The 16,092-nt window shown below is 37.4% G+C and carries 17 protein-coding genes and 1 pseudogene; 9 read left to right on the top strand and 9 right to left on the bottom strand.

Features of this window, described 5'->3' with window-relative positions:
- Window positions 1-148: 148 nt before the first annotated feature.
- The 3 genes from O7776_RS16620 to O7776_RS16610 all read left to right on the top strand — a co-directional run bounded on the left by O7776_RS16620 (window position 149) and on the right by O7776_RS16610 (window position 3,925).
- Window positions 149-1,795 carry an FAD-binding dehydrogenase gene (locus O7776_RS16620; protein ID WP_274308069.1) on the top strand — a complete coding sequence of 549 codons (1,647 nt, stop codon included), beginning with the start codon at window positions 149-151 and terminating at the stop codon, window positions 1,793-1,795.
- A 60-nt stretch (window positions 1,796-1,855) separates the two neighbouring features.
- On the top strand, window positions 1,856-2,635 hold the full coding sequence (locus O7776_RS16615; protein ID WP_274308068.1) for an enoyl-CoA hydratase: 780 nt from the start codon (window positions 1,856-1,858) through the stop codon (window positions 2,633-2,635).
- A 120-nt stretch (window positions 2,636-2,755) separates the two neighbouring features.
- The gene (locus O7776_RS16610; RefSeq protein ID WP_274308067.1) at window positions 2,756-3,925 is read left to right on the top strand and encodes a hypothetical protein; all 1,170 of its coding nucleotides are present in this window, start codon (window positions 2,756-2,758) and stop codon (window positions 3,923-3,925) included.
- Between the two features lie 57 nt (window positions 3,926-3,982).
- Here O7776_RS16610 and O7776_RS16605 read toward each other — a convergent pair whose 3' ends face one another.
- Entirely contained in the window at window positions 3,983-4,168 is a 186-nt protein-coding gene (locus tag O7776_RS16605) for a YhzD family protein (protein ID WP_241369881.1), read from the bottom strand.
- 197 nt (window positions 4,169-4,365) lie between these two features.
- Here O7776_RS16605 and yhaM point away from each other — a divergent pair, with 197 nt between their 5' ends.
- Window positions 4,366-5,301 (top strand): 3'-5' exoribonuclease YhaM, encoded by a 936-nt coding sequence (gene yhaM / locus O7776_RS16600; RefSeq protein WP_274308066.1) that lies wholly within the window; start codon window positions 4,366-4,368, stop codon window positions 5,299-5,301.
- 386 nt (window positions 5,302-5,687) lie between these two features.
- On the opposite strand, the gene O7776_RS16595 is transcribed toward yhaM, so the two are convergent.
- Together O7776_RS16595 and serC are read right to left on the bottom strand one after the other, a co-directional pair.
- On the bottom strand, window positions 5,688-6,938 hold the full coding sequence (locus tag O7776_RS16595; protein WP_274308065.1) for an MFS transporter: 1,251 nt from the start codon (window positions 6,936-6,938) through the stop codon (window positions 5,688-5,690).
- 379 nt (window positions 6,939-7,317) lie between these two features.
- Window positions 7,318-8,415 carry a 3-phosphoserine/phosphohydroxythreonine transaminase gene (gene serC / locus O7776_RS16590; protein ID WP_274308064.1) on the bottom strand — a complete coding sequence of 366 codons (1,098 nt, stop codon included), beginning with the start codon at window positions 8,413-8,415 and terminating at the stop codon, window positions 7,318-7,320.
- 499 nt (window positions 8,416-8,914) lie between these two features.
- Here serC and O7776_RS16585 point away from each other — a divergent pair, with 499 nt between their 5' ends.
- Both O7776_RS16585 and O7776_RS16580 read left to right on the top strand, forming a co-directional pair.
- Window positions 8,915-9,685, top strand: a complete 771-nt coding sequence (locus O7776_RS16585) for a formate/nitrite transporter family protein (RefSeq protein ID WP_274308063.1) — start codon at window positions 8,915-8,917, stop codon at window positions 9,683-9,685.
- A gap of 113 nt (window positions 9,686-9,798) precedes the next feature.
- A complete protein-coding gene (locus O7776_RS16580; RefSeq protein ID WP_274308062.1) occupies window positions 9,799-10,134 on the top strand; it encodes a zinc ribbon domain-containing protein YjdM in 336 nt (111 codons plus the stop codon).
- A gap of 46 nt (window positions 10,135-10,180) precedes the next feature.
- Here the strand turns inward: O7776_RS16580 and O7776_RS16575 are convergent, their stop codons facing one another.
- Window positions 10,181-11,032, bottom strand: a complete 852-nt coding sequence (locus O7776_RS16575; RefSeq protein WP_274308061.1) for a peptidylprolyl isomerase — start codon at window positions 11,030-11,032, stop codon at window positions 10,181-10,183.
- A 141-nt stretch (window positions 11,033-11,173) separates the two neighbouring features.
- Between O7776_RS16575 and O7776_RS16570 the strand changes: the two genes are divergently transcribed.
- The gene (locus tag O7776_RS16570) at window positions 11,174-11,284 is read left to right on the top strand and encodes a YjcZ family sporulation protein (protein WP_274308060.1); all 111 of its coding nucleotides are present in this window, start codon (window positions 11,174-11,176) and stop codon (window positions 11,282-11,284) included.
- Between the two features lie 97 nt (window positions 11,285-11,381).
- Here the strand turns inward: O7776_RS16570 and O7776_RS16565 are convergent, their stop codons facing one another.
- The 5 genes and pseudogenes from O7776_RS16565 to O7776_RS16545 form a co-directional block, all read right to left on the bottom strand.
- A complete protein-coding gene (locus O7776_RS16565; RefSeq protein WP_241369896.1) occupies window positions 11,382-11,567 on the bottom strand; it encodes a hypothetical protein in 186 nt (61 codons plus the stop codon).
- A 28-nt stretch (window positions 11,568-11,595) separates the two neighbouring features.
- Window positions 11,596-12,138: a DUF3267 domain-containing protein gene (locus O7776_RS16560; protein WP_274308059.1), complete on the bottom strand. Its 543-nt coding sequence runs from the start codon at window positions 12,136-12,138 to the stop codon at window positions 11,596-11,598.
- 193 nt (window positions 12,139-12,331) lie between these two features.
- Window positions 12,332-12,904: an HTH-type transcriptional regulator Hpr gene (locus O7776_RS16555; RefSeq protein WP_274310529.1), complete on the bottom strand. Its 573-nt coding sequence runs from the start codon at window positions 12,902-12,904 to the stop codon at window positions 12,332-12,334.
- 181 nt (window positions 12,905-13,085) lie between these two features.
- On the bottom strand, window positions 13,086-13,457 hold the full coding sequence (locus O7776_RS16550; RefSeq protein WP_274308058.1) for a YtxH domain-containing protein: 372 nt from the start codon (window positions 13,455-13,457) through the stop codon (window positions 13,086-13,088).
- Between the two features lie 129 nt (window positions 13,458-13,586).
- Window positions 13,587-14,021, bottom strand: a pseudogene (locus O7776_RS16545) (HIT family protein); the annotation flags it as partial.
- A 154-nt stretch (window positions 14,022-14,175) separates the two neighbouring features.
- Here O7776_RS16545 and O7776_RS16540 point away from each other — a divergent pair.
- Both O7776_RS16540 and O7776_RS16535 read left to right on the top strand, forming a co-directional pair.
- Window positions 14,176-14,925, top strand: coding sequence for an ABC transporter ATP-binding protein (locus O7776_RS16540; RefSeq protein WP_274308057.1), 750 nt, complete (start codon window positions 14,176-14,178; stop codon window positions 14,923-14,925).
- Window positions 14,909-16,087: an ABC transporter permease gene (locus tag O7776_RS16535; protein ID WP_274308056.1), complete on the top strand. Its 1,179-nt coding sequence runs from the start codon at window positions 14,909-14,911 to the stop codon at window positions 16,085-16,087. Before O7776_RS16540 ends, O7776_RS16535 begins: the two co-directional genes overlap by 17 nt.
- Window positions 16,088-16,092: the final 5 nt, after the last annotated feature.

Below are 16,092 nucleotides of genomic sequence, written 5' to 3'. Positions count from 1 at the left end.
GTCCAGATTTTTTCAAGTTTTCTTATAAATAATCTCTAAATCTGTGATATCTGATGTGCATTAGTTCAACAGAAAGTTGATCACGAGTGTTGTCAAAAAGAGTTTGCTGAAGCCAGTTTTATTGTGGAAAATAAAGGGGGAAATTAGAGTGCGTTATGATGTCATAGTTGTTGGAGCCGGACTTGCTGGTCTAGTAGCTACTTGTGAATTAATTGATGCAAATAAAAAAGTATTACTTGTTGATCAGGAACCTAAAAATTCAATTGGTGGGCAGGCATTTTGGTCATTTGGAGGATTATTTTTAGTTGACTCACCTGAACAACGAAGACTTGGGATAAAGGATAGTAAGGCATTAGCCTGGCAAGATTGGAGTGGAACTGCTGGATTTGACCGTTTAGAAGATGAAGATGTTATGGCATATGAATGGGCTAAAGCCTATGTAGATTTTGCGGCTGGTGAAAAATATAGCTGGCTACAATCAAAAGGCATTCGTTTTTTTCCGGTAGTGGGATGGGCTGAACGTGGTGGCTCACTTGCTGGGGGGCATGGCAATTCTGTTCCGCGCTTTCACATTGTTTGGGGAACTGGACCGGGCTTGGTTGAGCCATTTTCCAACCAAGTATTACAAGCGGCGAGTGAAGGGAAAATCGATTACAAGCCACGTCATCAAGTAACCGAACTAATAACAATAGACGGAACGGTGTCAGGCATTCGTGGGAATATATTAGAAGCGGCTACCATAACACGAGGTGAAGAAAGTTCGCGTGTCGTGATTGATCATTTTGAATATCATGCAGATGCCGTAGTCGTTGCAAGTGGGGGAATTGGTGCTAATATCGAATTAGTGAAGAAAAATTGGCCATCACGACTAGGAACACCACCTAAAAATATGGTATCTGGCGTACCGGCATATGTTGATGGGAAAATGCTCGAAATTACCGAGGAAATTGGAGGGCGCATCGTCAATCGTGATCGCATGTGGCATTACACGGAGGGGTTGAAAAATTGGAATCCGATTTGGAAAAATCACGGCATTCGCATTTTACCGGGGCCATCATCGATGTGGTTTGATGCGGTGGGAAATCGTTTTACAGCTCCGAATTTTCCTGGCTTTGATACGCTTAGTACCCTTGAAGCAATTCAAAAAACAGGCTATGACTACTCATGGTTTATATTAACCGAAAAAATAATCGAGAAAGAATTTGCATTATCAGGTTCTGAACAAAACTCTGACTTAACAAATAAAAGTATTAAAGAAGTGTTGAAACGTGTATTACCGGGTCCCCCAGCAGCTGTGCAAGCCTTTAAGGATAATGGGGAAGATTTTGTTGTCGCAGATAATCTGAAGGATTTAGTGATGGGGATGAATGAGCTTGTTGGAAGTGAATTACTAGACTTTATGCGTATAAAGGAGCAAATTTTGGCGCGTGACCGTGAAATTGAAAATAAATTCTCCAAGGATGCGCAAATTACGGCAATCCATGGTGCACGAAATTATATTGGAGATAAATTAATACGTGCAGCGAAGCCACATAAATTATTAGATTCAAAAGCTGGCCCACTGATTGCCGTGCGTTTAAATATTCTAACGCGTAAAACATTGGGTGGACTGCAAACGAATTTAAATGGGCAAGTGTTGAATGAGTATGGTGAACCAATTTCTGGACTTTTTGCAGCGGGTGAAGTAAGTGGCTTTGGGGGAGGCGGTGTCCATGGCTACCGTTCTTTAGAAGGTACATTTCTTGGTGGCTGTCTATTTACAGGGCTTCAAGTTGGAAAATTTTTGAGTAAATAAAGGGAAAATGCTACACGTTGTCGAAATGAATGGTTATTCATAAAAAGGGGTGTTTGAACAATGTATGAAACTATTCAATTAGAAGTAGCAGAAAGAAAAGCGACAGTCACGTTAAATCGACCAAACGCAATGAACGCCATGGATTTTACAATGATGCGCGAATTAGCAGATTGCTTTGAGGCACTGCATAATGAAAAAGAAGTTCAAGTGCTTGTGATCAAAGGGGAAGGAAAAGTATTTTCTGCTGGTGGCGATGTAAAGATGATGGTTGCTTCGGATGATTTTTCAGATTTCGGTACCATCATGGGGGATATTGCACGATTAGTAAAAGCCTATTATACGCTGCCGATGATTACGATTGCCCAAATACACGGTGCTTCGGCTGGATTAGGGTTTAGTTTGGCATTAGGCAGTGATTTTATTGTAGCTGAAGAGTCAAGTAAGCTTGCGATGAATTTTATTGGAATTGGCTTAATACCAGATGGCGCAGGGCATTTCTTCATGAAGGAGCGTCTTGGTACAGTGAAGGCGAAGCAAATGATTTGGGAAGGTAAAATGTTAGATGGTGAACGAGCATTAGCACTTGGTTTAGTTGACTACAATGTGGCTGATGGTACAGCTAGTGTTGTAGTAGACCAAATTGTTGGAAAGTTATTAGCTTCACCAATTTTAGCGATGATTGAAACGAAGCAAATTTTGCATAATGCCAATTTAAGTACGCTTGAGCAAATTTTACAAGGCGAGTCAGAAGGGCAAGTAAAAATGCGTCAAACAAAAGATCATTTAGAAGGTATTCAAGCATTTGTAGCAAAACGTATACCACAGTTTGTAGGAGAATAGATAGGAGGGCTAGCATGTAATGTGCTAGTCTTTTTTACAATTTTACGTAGAACAAAAATCTGTACAACATTCCCGATTGCCATTATGATAATGAAGAATTTAAAAAATGGAGGTAACCTTGTGGAACAAATACTGCTTTCTAAAAAACAACGACAAGTATTGCATAATGTATATTGTCCAACTGTGGAACAGACAATTGCAATCTGTGAAGTTGAATTAAAGCAGCTAGATGAAGGTCAAATTAATTATTTGGAAGTACCATTCGAACAATTTGAGCAGATTTCAGCGCATTTTAATAATAATGATTGTATAAAGCAAGGTGCATTTACTTATCAGCAGGTGCGTCATATTGCGGAAGCTGGTAATGTCCATCATTTAACGATGGATACACAAGGAATGATTTATCTTTTTGAAGAAACGATTGGCATGAGTACAGCTATTTCGTTTGCACAAAGTAAATGGAATGGTGCTGAACGAGAAGTTGCTGTAGAAAATGCTGTTTTTACGGGTTTAACGGTTGTTGGTGAATTATTTGCAGAAGAAGTGATAGAGCAGCATATACAGCTTGTAAATCTAATTGATCATATTGAATTAGATGCTGGTATTGTTGGGGCAATAAAAAAGAACGGTGCCAAAGCGGTCGTAAAAAAAATGGCGGGTTCGGCAACGAAAAAAGTGATGTATAGCTCGATTGCGGCAAAAAAAGCCATTACCTTATTGAATGCCAATGTTGTGACAGGTGCAATTGTAACAGGTGTTATGTCGAGCGTAGATATAGTACGAATGATTAAAGGTCAAATGTCACCAGCACAACTATTTAAAAATGTCTCGAAAACAGCAGCAAATGTTGTAGGGAGTATTGCGGGCTTAGTTATTGGTGGAGGAATCGGCTTTACCATTCCAAATGTAAGCACAGCGGTTATTAGTTTAATTGGCGGCATTATAGGACTTATTTTAGGTAGTGTTGTTACTACAAAGCTTATGCAAAAAGTGTTAGATTTCGTTATTAAAGATGATGTAGTAAAAATGCTCGAAATTTTTAATGAAGAACTTGTCAATTTAGCACAACAATATTTATTGAATGAAGATGAACTGCAGCAAGTATTGCATGATTTTAATGAAATATATAATATGCCACAAGAATTTCGTAATATGTACGCTTCGGGTAATCGTGAAGCATTTGCACGTGGGATGATTGAAAAGGAAATGGATCGAATTGTACGTCAACGTATGTTTTTACAAGTACCAACCAATCAAGAGCTATATGAAATGATTGAGCGACTAGCATAAAAAAGGTGGATATCCAGGCTATTAGGATGTCCACCTTTTGACTTTGTATAGGCCAGTTTACACGTGAAATAAAATTAATTTACCTTGTGAGTTTACTAAGCGATGAGTTTTTTCGGCAATCCCTTTTTCATCGATTTGTTTTTGACCCTCAACTTTTGCTGTTTGGTCATTATCAAAAGTCCAAACTTCATCAAATAAAGTTTCACCTGTTTTTTCAAAAGCTGTAAAACGATAATTCTCCATATTAAACCACCCTTTTTAAGCAAGATATTTACATTATACATAAAATATTTCGACAATTCACGGTACAACTCTACTTTTGTTAGAAAATATTTGTATTATTGAAATGTTCATGAACAATTGTACAGTCTTTTAGTCGGTATCATTCGTATTTACATGTTACAATTACTTGTAATAGAGTATTAAAGGAGCGATTGCCTGTGAATGGAATTACGAAACTTCAACCTGGGGATCAAGTCGATCAATATTTGTTAATTAAAGAAGCTAAAAAAGGTGTTACTACAGTAGGGAAGCCGTTTATGTCGCTTATTTTGCAAGATCGAAGTGGGGACATTGAAGCGAAACTATGGGATACGAATGATGAACACGAAAATTTGTATCGTGCACAGTCCATCGTAAAAGTGGGTGGCGAAATTCATGATTATCGCGGTAAAAATCAACTGCGTGTAAAACAAATTCGTCCAGCGCGTGAAGATGAAGGGGTTACTATTAGTGACTTACTACCAACATCAGCCGTACCAAAAGAACAGCTATATGAAGAACTTACACAATATTTCTTCCAAATTCAAAATCCAAATATTTCACGTATTACACGTTTTTTAGTAAAGAAATATCAAGACCGCCTAATTGTTTATCCAGCGGCAACGAAAAATCACCACGATTACGCATCAGGCTTAATTGACCATGTTGTTTCAATGTTGAAATTAAGCGAGGCGATCTGCGATTTATACCCAACATTAAACCGTGACCTATTATATTCAGGTGTTATTTTACACGATATTGGTAAAGTAATAGAGTTAAGTGGTCCAGTTGGCACAATGTATACCGTAGAAGGGAACTTATTAGGACATATATCAATTATGGTCAATGAAATTGGTCAAGCGGCAACAGAATTAAAAATTGAAGGCGAAGAAGTGATGTTACTGCAACATTTAGTATTATCACACCACGGAAAAGAAGAGTGGGGAAGCCCGAAAAAGCCGATGATTCAAGAAGCTGAAATTTTACATTACATCGATAATATCGATGCAAAAATGAACATGCTTACGCGTGCACTTGATAAAACAAAGCCAGGCGAATTTACAGAGCGCTTATTCCCATTAGATAATCGTTCGTTCTATAAGCCAACAATTTAACTTGATTCTTAAAATTCTTTTTGTATCATAAGCAAAGCGACAGGTACAGAAGTACCCTACTTCTATAAGCGGGGGATGAATGTCAAATATGTAATTCTATTCAGTGGGGGGTTCAATCCCGGCTGAATAGGGGAACTCAGGCTAAGAACGCCGCTTCGTGCGGCAACGCCTGAGTGACCACCATCGTGTTGGCCTAAGCACCAGCGGATGTCACAGATTTTTTAGGGGAGTTTTAAAGAGGAAGTCAGCCTAAAGACGTCACATCGTGTGACAACGGCTGACTGACCCACGTCCTGTGGCCCCGAGCTTGAAAAAATCTGGACGCAATTACGACGAGGCGTAATTGATAATATAGCATGGGTCGTCTTTAACGGCCCATGCTTATTTTATCTAGCTGATGGAATTGGCTGTTTTTTTATCACGATAACAAACAAACTAGCAAGTAAGCAGAAACCACCCGCTAATAAGAACGCTATTTTATACGAACCCATTGCTTCAAAAACAATGCCCCCAAAATAAGCGGCAACCCCAGCACCTACTTGATGAGCTGCGACCATCCAACCGTACATCATGGCACTTTTTTCAATGCCGAAGCGTTGACGTGTTAAGCCGATTGTCGGGGGGACAGTTGCAATCCAGTCAAGTCCATAAAAAATAGAAAAAATGATTAACCATGTATAGGAACCACTTGCTAAAGCGAAAGGTAACGCTAATAATGACAGCCCACGTAATGAATAATACCAAAATAGTAGCCATCGATTATCAATGCGGTCAGTAAGCCAACCAGAAAGCGTCGTGCCAATTAAATCGAAAACTCCCATAAAAGATAACATTGCAGCAGCAGTTACGACAGGAATACCAAAGCTAATGCAGTACGAAATAAAGTGCGTCCCAATAAGTCCACTTGTCGATAGCCCACAAATAAAAAAGCTTCCCGCTAATAGCCAAAACTCTTTTACCTTTAAACCCTCAGCTAAAGCGCTTAAAGCCATTTTAAATGGGTTGCCGATAGTTGCCCTTACAGGCTCAATGACTTCATCACTACCATATGGACTGATATTTATTTCGCTCGGATCATTCCGCATAAAGAGCGCAATGATTACTAGCATTAGCAGACTTAAAATGAAGATTAACATGATCGCTGTTTGCCATGAATAGTGTTCTATTAATGTTGCAAGAACGGGAAGTAATATTAGTTGTCCTGTAGCAGTTGCAGCAGTTAATATACCCACAGCTAAACCGCGTTGTTTATCAAACCAACGATTAGCCACCTGTGTACTTAATACCGTTAAAAATAATCCCGAGCCAATCCCCATCATGACGCCCCAAATGATTATTAGCTGCCATTCTTTTTGCATGATAGACGTACAAGCTAGCGCGATGGATAATAGAAGCATTGAGCCAAGCATCATGCGTTTTAAGCCGTACTTTTCAACGAATGCGGCCATAAATGGACCAGAAAAGCCGTATAAAAATAAACTAACGGCAAATGCAAAGGAAATTGACGGACGGCTCCAACCAAAATCTTGCTCAAATGGGTCGATAAATACACCAGCAGAAGAACGGATAATGCCAGCAACGATGATCGATACAAATGTAACAGCTAAAATAATCCAACTATAATGCCATTTTTTCAAAGCTACACCCCCAAATGTAGAGATTAGAAAAACATCAAATCGAGCTATATTGGCGCGATTTGATGTTTTTATTAAAATATAGAAAAGAATAATTTTTTCCGTTGTAACAATGTCTAGGCTAAAGCGTCAACTCCTCGCGCCATTTGATTCCGCTGTCGAAAGTCGGAAAAGCGCATTCTTTCTAATCGGGCTCTCCAATGTCTGAGGCTCACACGATGTGAGTCATTGGTGGCATGCCACATGGACGTGGCGTTTTGCCCACTCGGAGCTAAAAGGGCGCTTTAGCGCTTTTCATATGTGGATTTCATTGAAAAATTTTTGTTTCACCATCGACTAAAAAATGCCCCCATACTCGGGAGCATTTTCAATTTTTTAAGAATTACTGATTATCTTGTTGGAATTTTACCATGAAATCAGCAAGTGCCTTACATGCTTCAACAGGTACTGAGTTGTAAGCAGATGCGCGGCAACCACCAACTGAACGGTGACCATTTAAGCCAACAAAGCCCGCTTCTTTTGCTTCAGCTAAGAATTTTTTCTCTAATTCTTCGTCAGCTACACGGAATGTAATGTTCATCAGTGAACGAGAATCTTCTGTTGCGTGACCGTAGTAGAAGCCATTTGAGTTGTCGATAACATCGTAAATGTATGCAGCTTTTTCCTCGTTACGCTTTTCAATTACGTCTAAACCGCCCTGCTCTTCCACCCATTTTAATACTTCACCTAACATATAAATACCGAATGTTGGTGGCGTGTTATAAAGTGAATTGTTTTTTACATGTATTTCGTATTGTAACATTGTTGGAATGTTTGTGTTTGCTTTTTCTAATAAGTCTTTGCGTGCAATCACGACTGTTACACCAGAAGGACCTAAGTTTTTCTGTGCGCCAGCATAAATCATTGAAAAATTACTTACATCTACTTTTTTCGATAAAATATCAGAACTCATATCCGCGATTAATGGAATATCGCCAGTTGTCGGGAATGTCTTCCATTGTGTACCGAAAATTGTATTGTTCGAAGTTAAGTGAACATATGCTGCTTCTGGATCAATGTTGATATTTTCAAGTGCAGGAATGTTTTTGTAGTTATTTTCTTTTGTGCTTGCCGCTTCAACAGGTGTACCGAAAAGTTTTGCTTCTTTAAACGCTTTTTCTGACCAAGCACCTGTTTGAATGTAACTTGCTTTTTTACCTTCTTGTAAAAAGTTCATTGGAATCATTGTGAATTGTAAGCTTGCGCCACCTTGTAAAAATAACACTTCGTAGTTTTCAGGAATTTCGAAAAGCTTACGTAAGCGTGCAATGGCCTCATTATGTACGGCTTCAAAAGTTGCACTGCGGTGACTAAGCTCCATAACTGACATGCCAGTTCCTTGGAAATCAACTAACTCGGCTTGTGCTTTTTGTAAAACTTCAAGTGGTAATGCAGATGGACCTGCATTAAAGTTAAATGCGCGTTTTGTAGTAAATGTCAATGGAAACACTCCTTGTGTAAAGTTAAATAATCTCTTACTTGATAATATACCCTTTTACATTTAAAGTGGGAAAATTCTTAAAATAATTTTTACAATAAACAAAAAAGAGCAGAACATATATCAAATTCACGAATTTTTGTATTGAGTGAAAATTTAATGTTCGGTTTTGTGGGCTTTAATTAGAATATTAAGCGTGGTTTACATTCGAATGTTAAGAAAAACACTGTATTTTGAACTTCCACACACATGTTGTTAATTAACTTGGTATAATTTAACTTGATTCAGCGGGAGTTCAAACTCCGGCTGAATCAAGTTAAGCTCCGGTGGATGTCACAGATTTTTTAGGTGAATTTTAAAAGAGGAAGTCAGCCTAAAGACGTCACATCGTGTGACAACGGCTGACTGACCCACGTCCTGTGGCCCCGAGCTTGAAAAAATCTGGACGCAATTACGCCGAGGCGTAATTGATAGAATACTTATTGGGAATGAGGTATTTCTTTTGAATGAAACTTTTCAAGCAATTGTAGCAGTAGCACAAAAAAAAGTAAATATAGTAAATCGAAGTGTTTTTAGTTATTTGATGTTGGCTTTACTTGGTGGGCTTTTTATAGGATTTGGTATGTTAACGTTTATCGTTATTGGCGGGATGCTCACACCTGCAGAAGTGCCGTATGTAAAAATTATACAAGCAGCAGTATTTGGAATTGCGCTTTGCATGGTTATGCTAGGTGGCGTTGATTTGTTTACGGGCAATAATTTGGTCATGACAATAGGAGCTTTAGAAAAACGATCATCGTGGCTTGATTTAGTAAAAGTTTGGATAGTTAGTTATGGTGGCAATTTTGTCGGAGCTTATCTTTGTGCGTGGTTATTAATGATGACCGGCTATGTTGTAGGGGATTTAGCTGCCTATGTTGAAAAAGTAACGCATCTAAAAACGTCTGCTAGTTTTAGTGAGCTATTGTTTCGTGGAATCTATTGCAATGTTTTAGTATGTTTGGCAGTTTGGTGTACATATCGCGTGAAAAGTGAAACAGCGAAAATTGCGTTGATTTTTTGTTGTATCTTTCCGTTTATACTAGGTGGTTTCGAGCATAGTATTGCCAATATGATGGTATTTTCTGTAGCATCAATGATTCCACAGGGTGCTGTATTTTCAATCGATCATTTTTTTCATAATTTAATTCCAGTAACAATAGGCAATGCACTAGGTGGCGCATTATTAGGAGTTGCGCTTTGGTTAACGGAAACTGGAAATCGTGAATACTAATAATGAGAAAATTGGGTGAATTTTGCAGAATTTGCGTGAATTATTGAGCTAAAGTTGTTTCTTGGTAAGAAGTATGACAGTATGAAGAAGAATAAATGCTGGAGGTATGTAAAATGGAATATCCTAAATGTCCACAATGTGGCTCAGAATATACGTATGAAGATGGTGCAAATTTTGTATGTCCTGAATGTGCACATGAATGGCCTCAAACTGCTGAAGTTGTAGAAGAAGAGGGCTTAGTTGTACGTGATGCGAATGGCAATTTACTTGTAGATGGTGATACAGTAACAGTCATTAAAGATTTAAAAGTAAAAGGTAGTTCATCTACTTTAAAAATTGGTACACGCGTAAAGAATATTCGTCTTGTGGAAGGCGATCACAACATCGACTGCAAAATCGATGGTTTTGGTGCAATGAAATTAAAATCAGAATTTGTAAAGAAAAACTAAAAAAAAGCGAAGTCCAATTTGTTGGACTTCGCTTTTTCTATTTAGATTATTCCGCTGATGTTATGCCGTCGAAAGCACCTTTTAAGTCTTTGTCTTTTACTTCAACTTTTGCTTCTTTGATTAACTCAGCCATTTTTTTATTCCAGTCGCCTTTTGTAGCAGCGATTGCATCGCGAATTTCTTCTTTTTTCTCTTCAAGTGTACCGTAGTCTTTTACATCACGTTTTTCTGTAACTTGAATGATATGGTAACCGAAGTCAGATTTTACTGGTTCACTAATTTCATCGACTTCTAAAGCATACGCTGCATCGTTGAATTGTTCAACCATAGTTCCTACTGAGAACCAACCTAATTCGCCGCCTTTTTCAGCAGAACCAGTATCTGTAGAGTTTTCTTTCGCTAATTTAGCGAAATCTTCACCAGCTTTTAGTTTAGCAACTAACTCTTTAGCTAATGCTTCGTCTTCAACTAAAATGTGACGAGCATTTAATTCTTGAGAGGCTTGGTCATAGTACTTTTGAATTTCCTCATCTGTTACTTCAACATCTTTTGTCGCTTTTTCCTGTAATAAGCTGAAGCGGATGTTCGTTTTTAACATATCTTCTGTTAAGTTACTTTGAGCTATTGCAGCTTCGTAGCCCTCGCCGTATTGTTCTTTAACAGCAGCTAATTCTTCGTCTACCTCTTTGTCTGTTACTTCATATTTGTCGTTTAAGATTTGTTCGATAACCACTTGTTGTAAAAGCTGATCACCGGCAATTTCTTTAATTGAGTTATAAAATTCCTCTTGCGTAATGTTACCTACGCTTGTTGAAACGACTACTTCATCTCCAGGATTACTACATGCTGCTAAACCTAGAGATGCAGCGAATGTTAATGCTAAAAGAGTTTTTTTCATGTTTAATTACGCTCCTAACTGAACTTTAAATCTTTAGTTACTATAACATAAACGTTTTAAAAACAAAATGGTTGCATGCCGAGATTGCCTAAGTTTTACAAAAGCACGTGCATAGGATAAAGGGAGAAAGGAGGTGTTAGTATGGGCGGCAGTGGCTACAATGGTGGCGGTTATGGTTCAGGTTCAGGCTTTGCGTTAATCGTTGTGTTATTTATCTTATTAATTATCGTTGGCGCAGCGTTTCTTTACTAATTTTTAGGTAAGTTACAATAGCTATGTGACTTAAAAGGTGATGCGCATATTTTAAGCGCATCACCTTTAAATGTTGTGAATGTGAGTGATTTACAAGTTAAACGGCTAACAGAACTTCCACATACATGGAAATTAATAAAATAGTAATGAGTACATTAATAGTGCGGAAAATTTTAGGTTGTTTTTCTTCTGGAATTTCGCGGCGACTACATAATGCGGCCGTCATTCGATTAATTTGGAATAAGTATATTACTGAAAATAAAATTACGATAAGAAGTAACAAATTTATTCCTCCCCTCTAAGCAAAAAAATTAAAGATCAAGTGGTACTAAAATCTCATATCCTCTTGGTGTTTCCTCAATTATAGCATTGTTTGGTGCGGACTTTAAATTTTTGATATATAAAAAGTCCATTAAACAAATACTACAATGATAAGCAAGTAGCACACTAAAATAATGTGCAAACTCTGGTAAGAGGAATCCCCCTACAATAAATGCAGTGTTCAGTACAGCGAATGGTGTTATTAACGCGAAAATGTAAGAACGTTTCGGAATGCCGTGTTGCAATCGCATATAAAATATGGGTACGAAATGGTATTGAATTTTAAAGCGAAAAACGAGCGATTTTTTGTGATGAAATAGCGCGATATAATGCAAATATTTATGAAGGGGGTAAATAATCGGCACAATTAAAAAGACCAACCATAAATAACGATCTATATGCCGGCCTGTAAAATTAAAGCTAAACGCAATGTATGAAAAGCAAAATACAAGAACGAACAGGATGATCGCTAGTAAATAAAGTCGTGTTGCTCCGTACTCGCGTTCGATATTAATGGTTTTCCAACAGTGCACAGATATCCTCCTATGTGGGGCTCGTCTTGAAAACGTTTTTTGACAGCCTCTTTCTATGTTTTCCCATTAAACTAAAAGTAATAAATACATTTTAAGTATAATGATGTATTTTTTTAAAGCCTATACTTTTTTATACACTAAAAAAGAAATGTCTTCAAATTTTAGATGAGGACATTTCTTCGTAAACATTTGGTTATAGTGTAGATGCAGGTGCAGTAATAATTTTTTTGCCTGTTTCATCGATCGTTTCTTTAAAGTTGAAAAATGAGCGTTCAAAGATTTCGATAAAGTCGTCACCGTAAATATTTCGGATGACAGCCATCACATCTAAAAATTCAGGGAAGCGACCATATAATTCTTTTAATGGGAGCGCACCTTGTAAAATAGTATGTTCTGTATCGTGATAATGTTCATACATACGTAAAATTAGCTCTGCGCCATCTGGTGTCAGCTCCACGTATGTATTACGTTTATCTTCATCGCGTTTAGAGAAAGTGAGTAATCCACGTTCTTCTAATTTTTTTGAAAAATTAAAAGCAGTAGATACATGCATGACACCAAATTTAGCTACATCTGAAATCGAGGCACCTTTTAAGTGGTACGAAATCCATAAAATGTGGTGCTCATTAATGTTTAAATCAAAAGGCTTAATCCATGTTTGCCAATCTTTTTCGATAGCTTTCCAAAGGGCTTTTGATAATTGTGCCACTCTTTGGCTAAATAGCATAGCCTCTCTTTGTGAGTATAAATCTTCTGTCAAAGCAATCACCTTCTTCTTTCATTTATCATTTTGAAAATATTATAGCAATAAAAGAAAAAAGTTTAAAGTTAGAAAAATCGAATAATTAAATGTTGATTTAAAAATACTAGAAAATGATATTTTTGGAATTAAAACACCCTATTTTTACGAATGAAATAGTTCTAAAGAATTAATCGTGAATGATTGTTCATTGTGCGCTATTTTTGCTTTGAGGGATAATTTTCTCGATTTCTTTTATAGAATTCTGTAAATTTTCGATTTCTTGTTTTAACTTTTCTGATTCTGGCTCGATTTCAGTTTTAAATGCTGTGAAGTTATCCTTCAATTCATTTATTATACTAGGTATACTATTCTGTGCTTCGGATTTTAGCGTTCCAATCGACTGTTTTACATTGCCAATTTCGGCTTGTACATCTTGTAATTTTGATTTTACCCCTGTCGTATTGCTAGCAATATATTGACGAAGCTGTGCACCAGATTGTGGAGCTGAAAATAATACAACTACAGCGCCACTAACTAATCCAGTTGTTAACCCAATAAGAAATGATTTTGCTTTCATTGAATTACGTCCTTTCGAGAGTGTTATTGATACACTCATTTCCATATTCTAATTATAGTAAACATAGACTGTCTGTATTTGGATAAAAAAGCGGTACTAAAAGTGAATGCCTTTCGTACCGCCAGATGATTATAGATTTGCTTTAATTTGTGCTGAAATTTCTGTGAGTACTTCAAGTGGAAATTCATCTTGGCGACCGTTCCATTGTAATTTTAAGCCGTCTGTCTCGTCATAACGTGGTACAAGGTGAAGATGATAGTGGAACACCGTTTGACCCGCTTCTGCGCCATTGTTGTTAATTGTATTCATACCTACAGGATTGAATGCAGATTTAATCGCGTTGGCTACTTTCGGTGCAGCTGCGTATAAATTACGGGCAACATCTTCTGGCATTTCAAAAAGATCCTTGCAATGTGTTTTTGGAATTAATAAGGTATGTCCTTTAGTTAAGGGCATGATGTCCATAAATGCATATACATGCTCGTCCTCATATACTTTTAAGCTTGGAATTTCTCCGGCGATAATTTTACAAAATAAGCAATCACTCATTTTTGTCGCTCCTTTTTCGTGATATTTCCTTTCATTTTAACATAGAAAATATGGAAAACTATCTTATTATAATGGAAAAATTTCATTTTACATTCACCAAATGGGTTCATTCGGTGTTCAACTTCAAAAGCTTTTGATAAACTAAAATTTAGAAAAAGGAGTGACCACTGTGACTATTTTACAACTTCAAAATGTAACAGGCGGCTATACGAAAAAACCTGTTATTCAAGATTTATCGTTTGAAATAAATAAAGGTGAGCTTGTCGGCTTGATTGGACTAAATGGGGCAGGGAAAAGTACCACGATTAAGCATATTATCGGAACGCTTTTACCTCGTGCAGGAGAAATTCGTCTAAACGGTGTAACTTTAAAAGAGGATATGGATAAATACCGTTCAAGTTTTTCTTATATTCCTGAAACACCTGTATTATATGAAGAATTGACATTAAGAGAGCATTTAGAGTTAACGGCGATGGCCTATGGATTAGATGAAAAAACATTAAAAGACCGTTCGGAAAGCCTATTAAAAGAATTTCGTATGGAAAAGCGTTTAAACTGGTTCCCTTCGCACTTTTCAAAAGGTATGCGCCAAAAAGTGATGATTATGTGCGCGTTTTTAGTGAATCCAAGTTTGTATATTATCGATGAACCGTTTGTAGGACTAGATCCACTTGGTATTCAATCATTACTTGACCAAATGGACGATAAAAAACGGGCGGGTGCTTCGATTTTAATGTCGACACATATTTTATCAACTGCAGAAAAGCATTGTGACCGCATTATTTTATTACATGAGGGTCGTGTACGTGCACAAGGAACAATGGATGATTTACGAAAAGCGTTTAATATGCCGACTGCGACACTAGATGATCTGTACATTGCGATGACAAAGGAGCAGGACAATGAACAACATGCATAGTGTATGGAGGAAGCGATTTGAGCACTATATTGGCGAAGTGATGAAATATATGCGCTTCATCTTTACAGGTCATATTGCGATTGTGCTTGTCTTTATTGTTGGGGCAGGGGGCTATCAATATAGCGAGTGGCTAAAAGTGGTTGAGCCGGATTTCCCTGCGGAGTGGATAATTGCCGTTATTATCGGATTAGTGATTGCGTTTAGTCGCCCTGTAACATTATTAAAAGAGCCAGACCAAGTGTATTTACTGCCGCTTGAAAGTCAGTTGCAAGGGTATTTTAATAAAGCGATGAATTGGACTTTTTGGTCGCAAGTGCTTGTGCCTGTTGTGCTTTTTATTGTTTCGATTCCATTATTAAAAGCAGCGACCGATTTATCGGTATTATCATTATGGTTAACGGTCATATTTGTAGCATTTTTAAAGTGGCTTAATGTGCGTGCGGAGTTTTATTATCGTTTTGTCAATCGTGGCAATGCGGTGCTATTGGATCGTTTTGTACGTGCAATTGTAACAATTTTAGGAATTCAAATGTCATTAGCGGATGGCTTTATTGCTTTAGTATTTTTAGTAATGCTAGCGTATTACATTTTTGTCTTAATGAAAAAAACGGTGAACAACCCTGTGCCATATGAGCATTTTATTAAACTTGAGCAAAATCGTATGATGGGTTTTTACCGTTTTGCTAACTATTTTACTGATGTACCGCATTTAAAAGGTTCGGTAAAGCGTCGTGCATGGTTAGATGTTGCCTATAAAATGATTGCTTTCAAAAAGGGAAATACACAAGCATACTTAGTTTATCGTACGTTTATTCGTACTGATGACCACTTTTACTTATGGGTGCGTTTAACTGCAATTGCAGGGGGGATTGCACTATTTATTTCGATTCCATTTGTGACATGGATTGTTGTAGCGGCAATGGCCTTTGCGACGACATTACAATTAAAATATGCGCTGATGAACGCTGGTGAGTTCCGAATGGATATGCTCTATCCAATTGCACGTGATACGAGAAAGCAGGCAGTTGCAAAGTTATTGCGCCAATTAAGTGTTGTACAAGCAATCATAGTGATGTTATGCGCGGTCATGCAGCCACTGTTTTATATAGTTCCTATAGTAATGATTGTTGTAAGTGAATTGACATTGCGTATGTCAAAATAAAAGAT

Source organism: Solibacillus daqui (assembly GCF_028747805.1).
Taxonomy (GTDB): Bacteria; Bacillota; Bacilli; order Bacillales_A; family Planococcaceae; genus Solibacillus; species Solibacillus daqui.
The sequence above is the reverse complement of the archived record's forward strand: the minus strand, read 5'-3'. Positions and strand labels throughout refer to the sequence as shown.

Bases quoted from the DNA above. Each gene is read 5' to 3' on its own strand.
- O7776_RS16615 (WP_274308068.1), top strand. From the start codon at position 1,856: ATGTATGAAACTATTCAATTAGAAGTAGCAGAAAGAAAAGCGACAGTC.
- O7776_RS16535 (WP_274308056.1), top strand. From the start codon at position 14,909: ATGAACAACATGCATAGTGTATGGAGGAAGCGATTTGAGCACTATATT.
- O7776_RS16580 (WP_274308062.1), top strand. From the start codon at position 9,799: ATGGAATATCCTAAATGTCCACAATGTGGCTCAGAATATACGTATGAA.
- O7776_RS16570 (WP_274308060.1), top strand. From the start codon at position 11,174: ATGGGCGGCAGTGGCTACAATGGTGGCGGTTATGGTTCAGGTTCAGGC.
- O7776_RS16575 (WP_274308061.1), bottom strand. From the start codon at position 11,032: ATGAAAAAAACTCTTTTAGCATTAACATTCGCTGCATCTCTAGGTTTA.
- O7776_RS16550 (WP_274308058.1), bottom strand. From the start codon at position 13,457: ATGAAAGCAAAATCATTTCTTATTGGGTTAACAACTGGATTAGTTAGT.
- O7776_RS16605 (WP_241369881.1), bottom strand. From the start codon at position 4,168: ATGGAGAATTATCGTTTTACAGCTTTTGAAAAAACAGGTGAAACTTTA.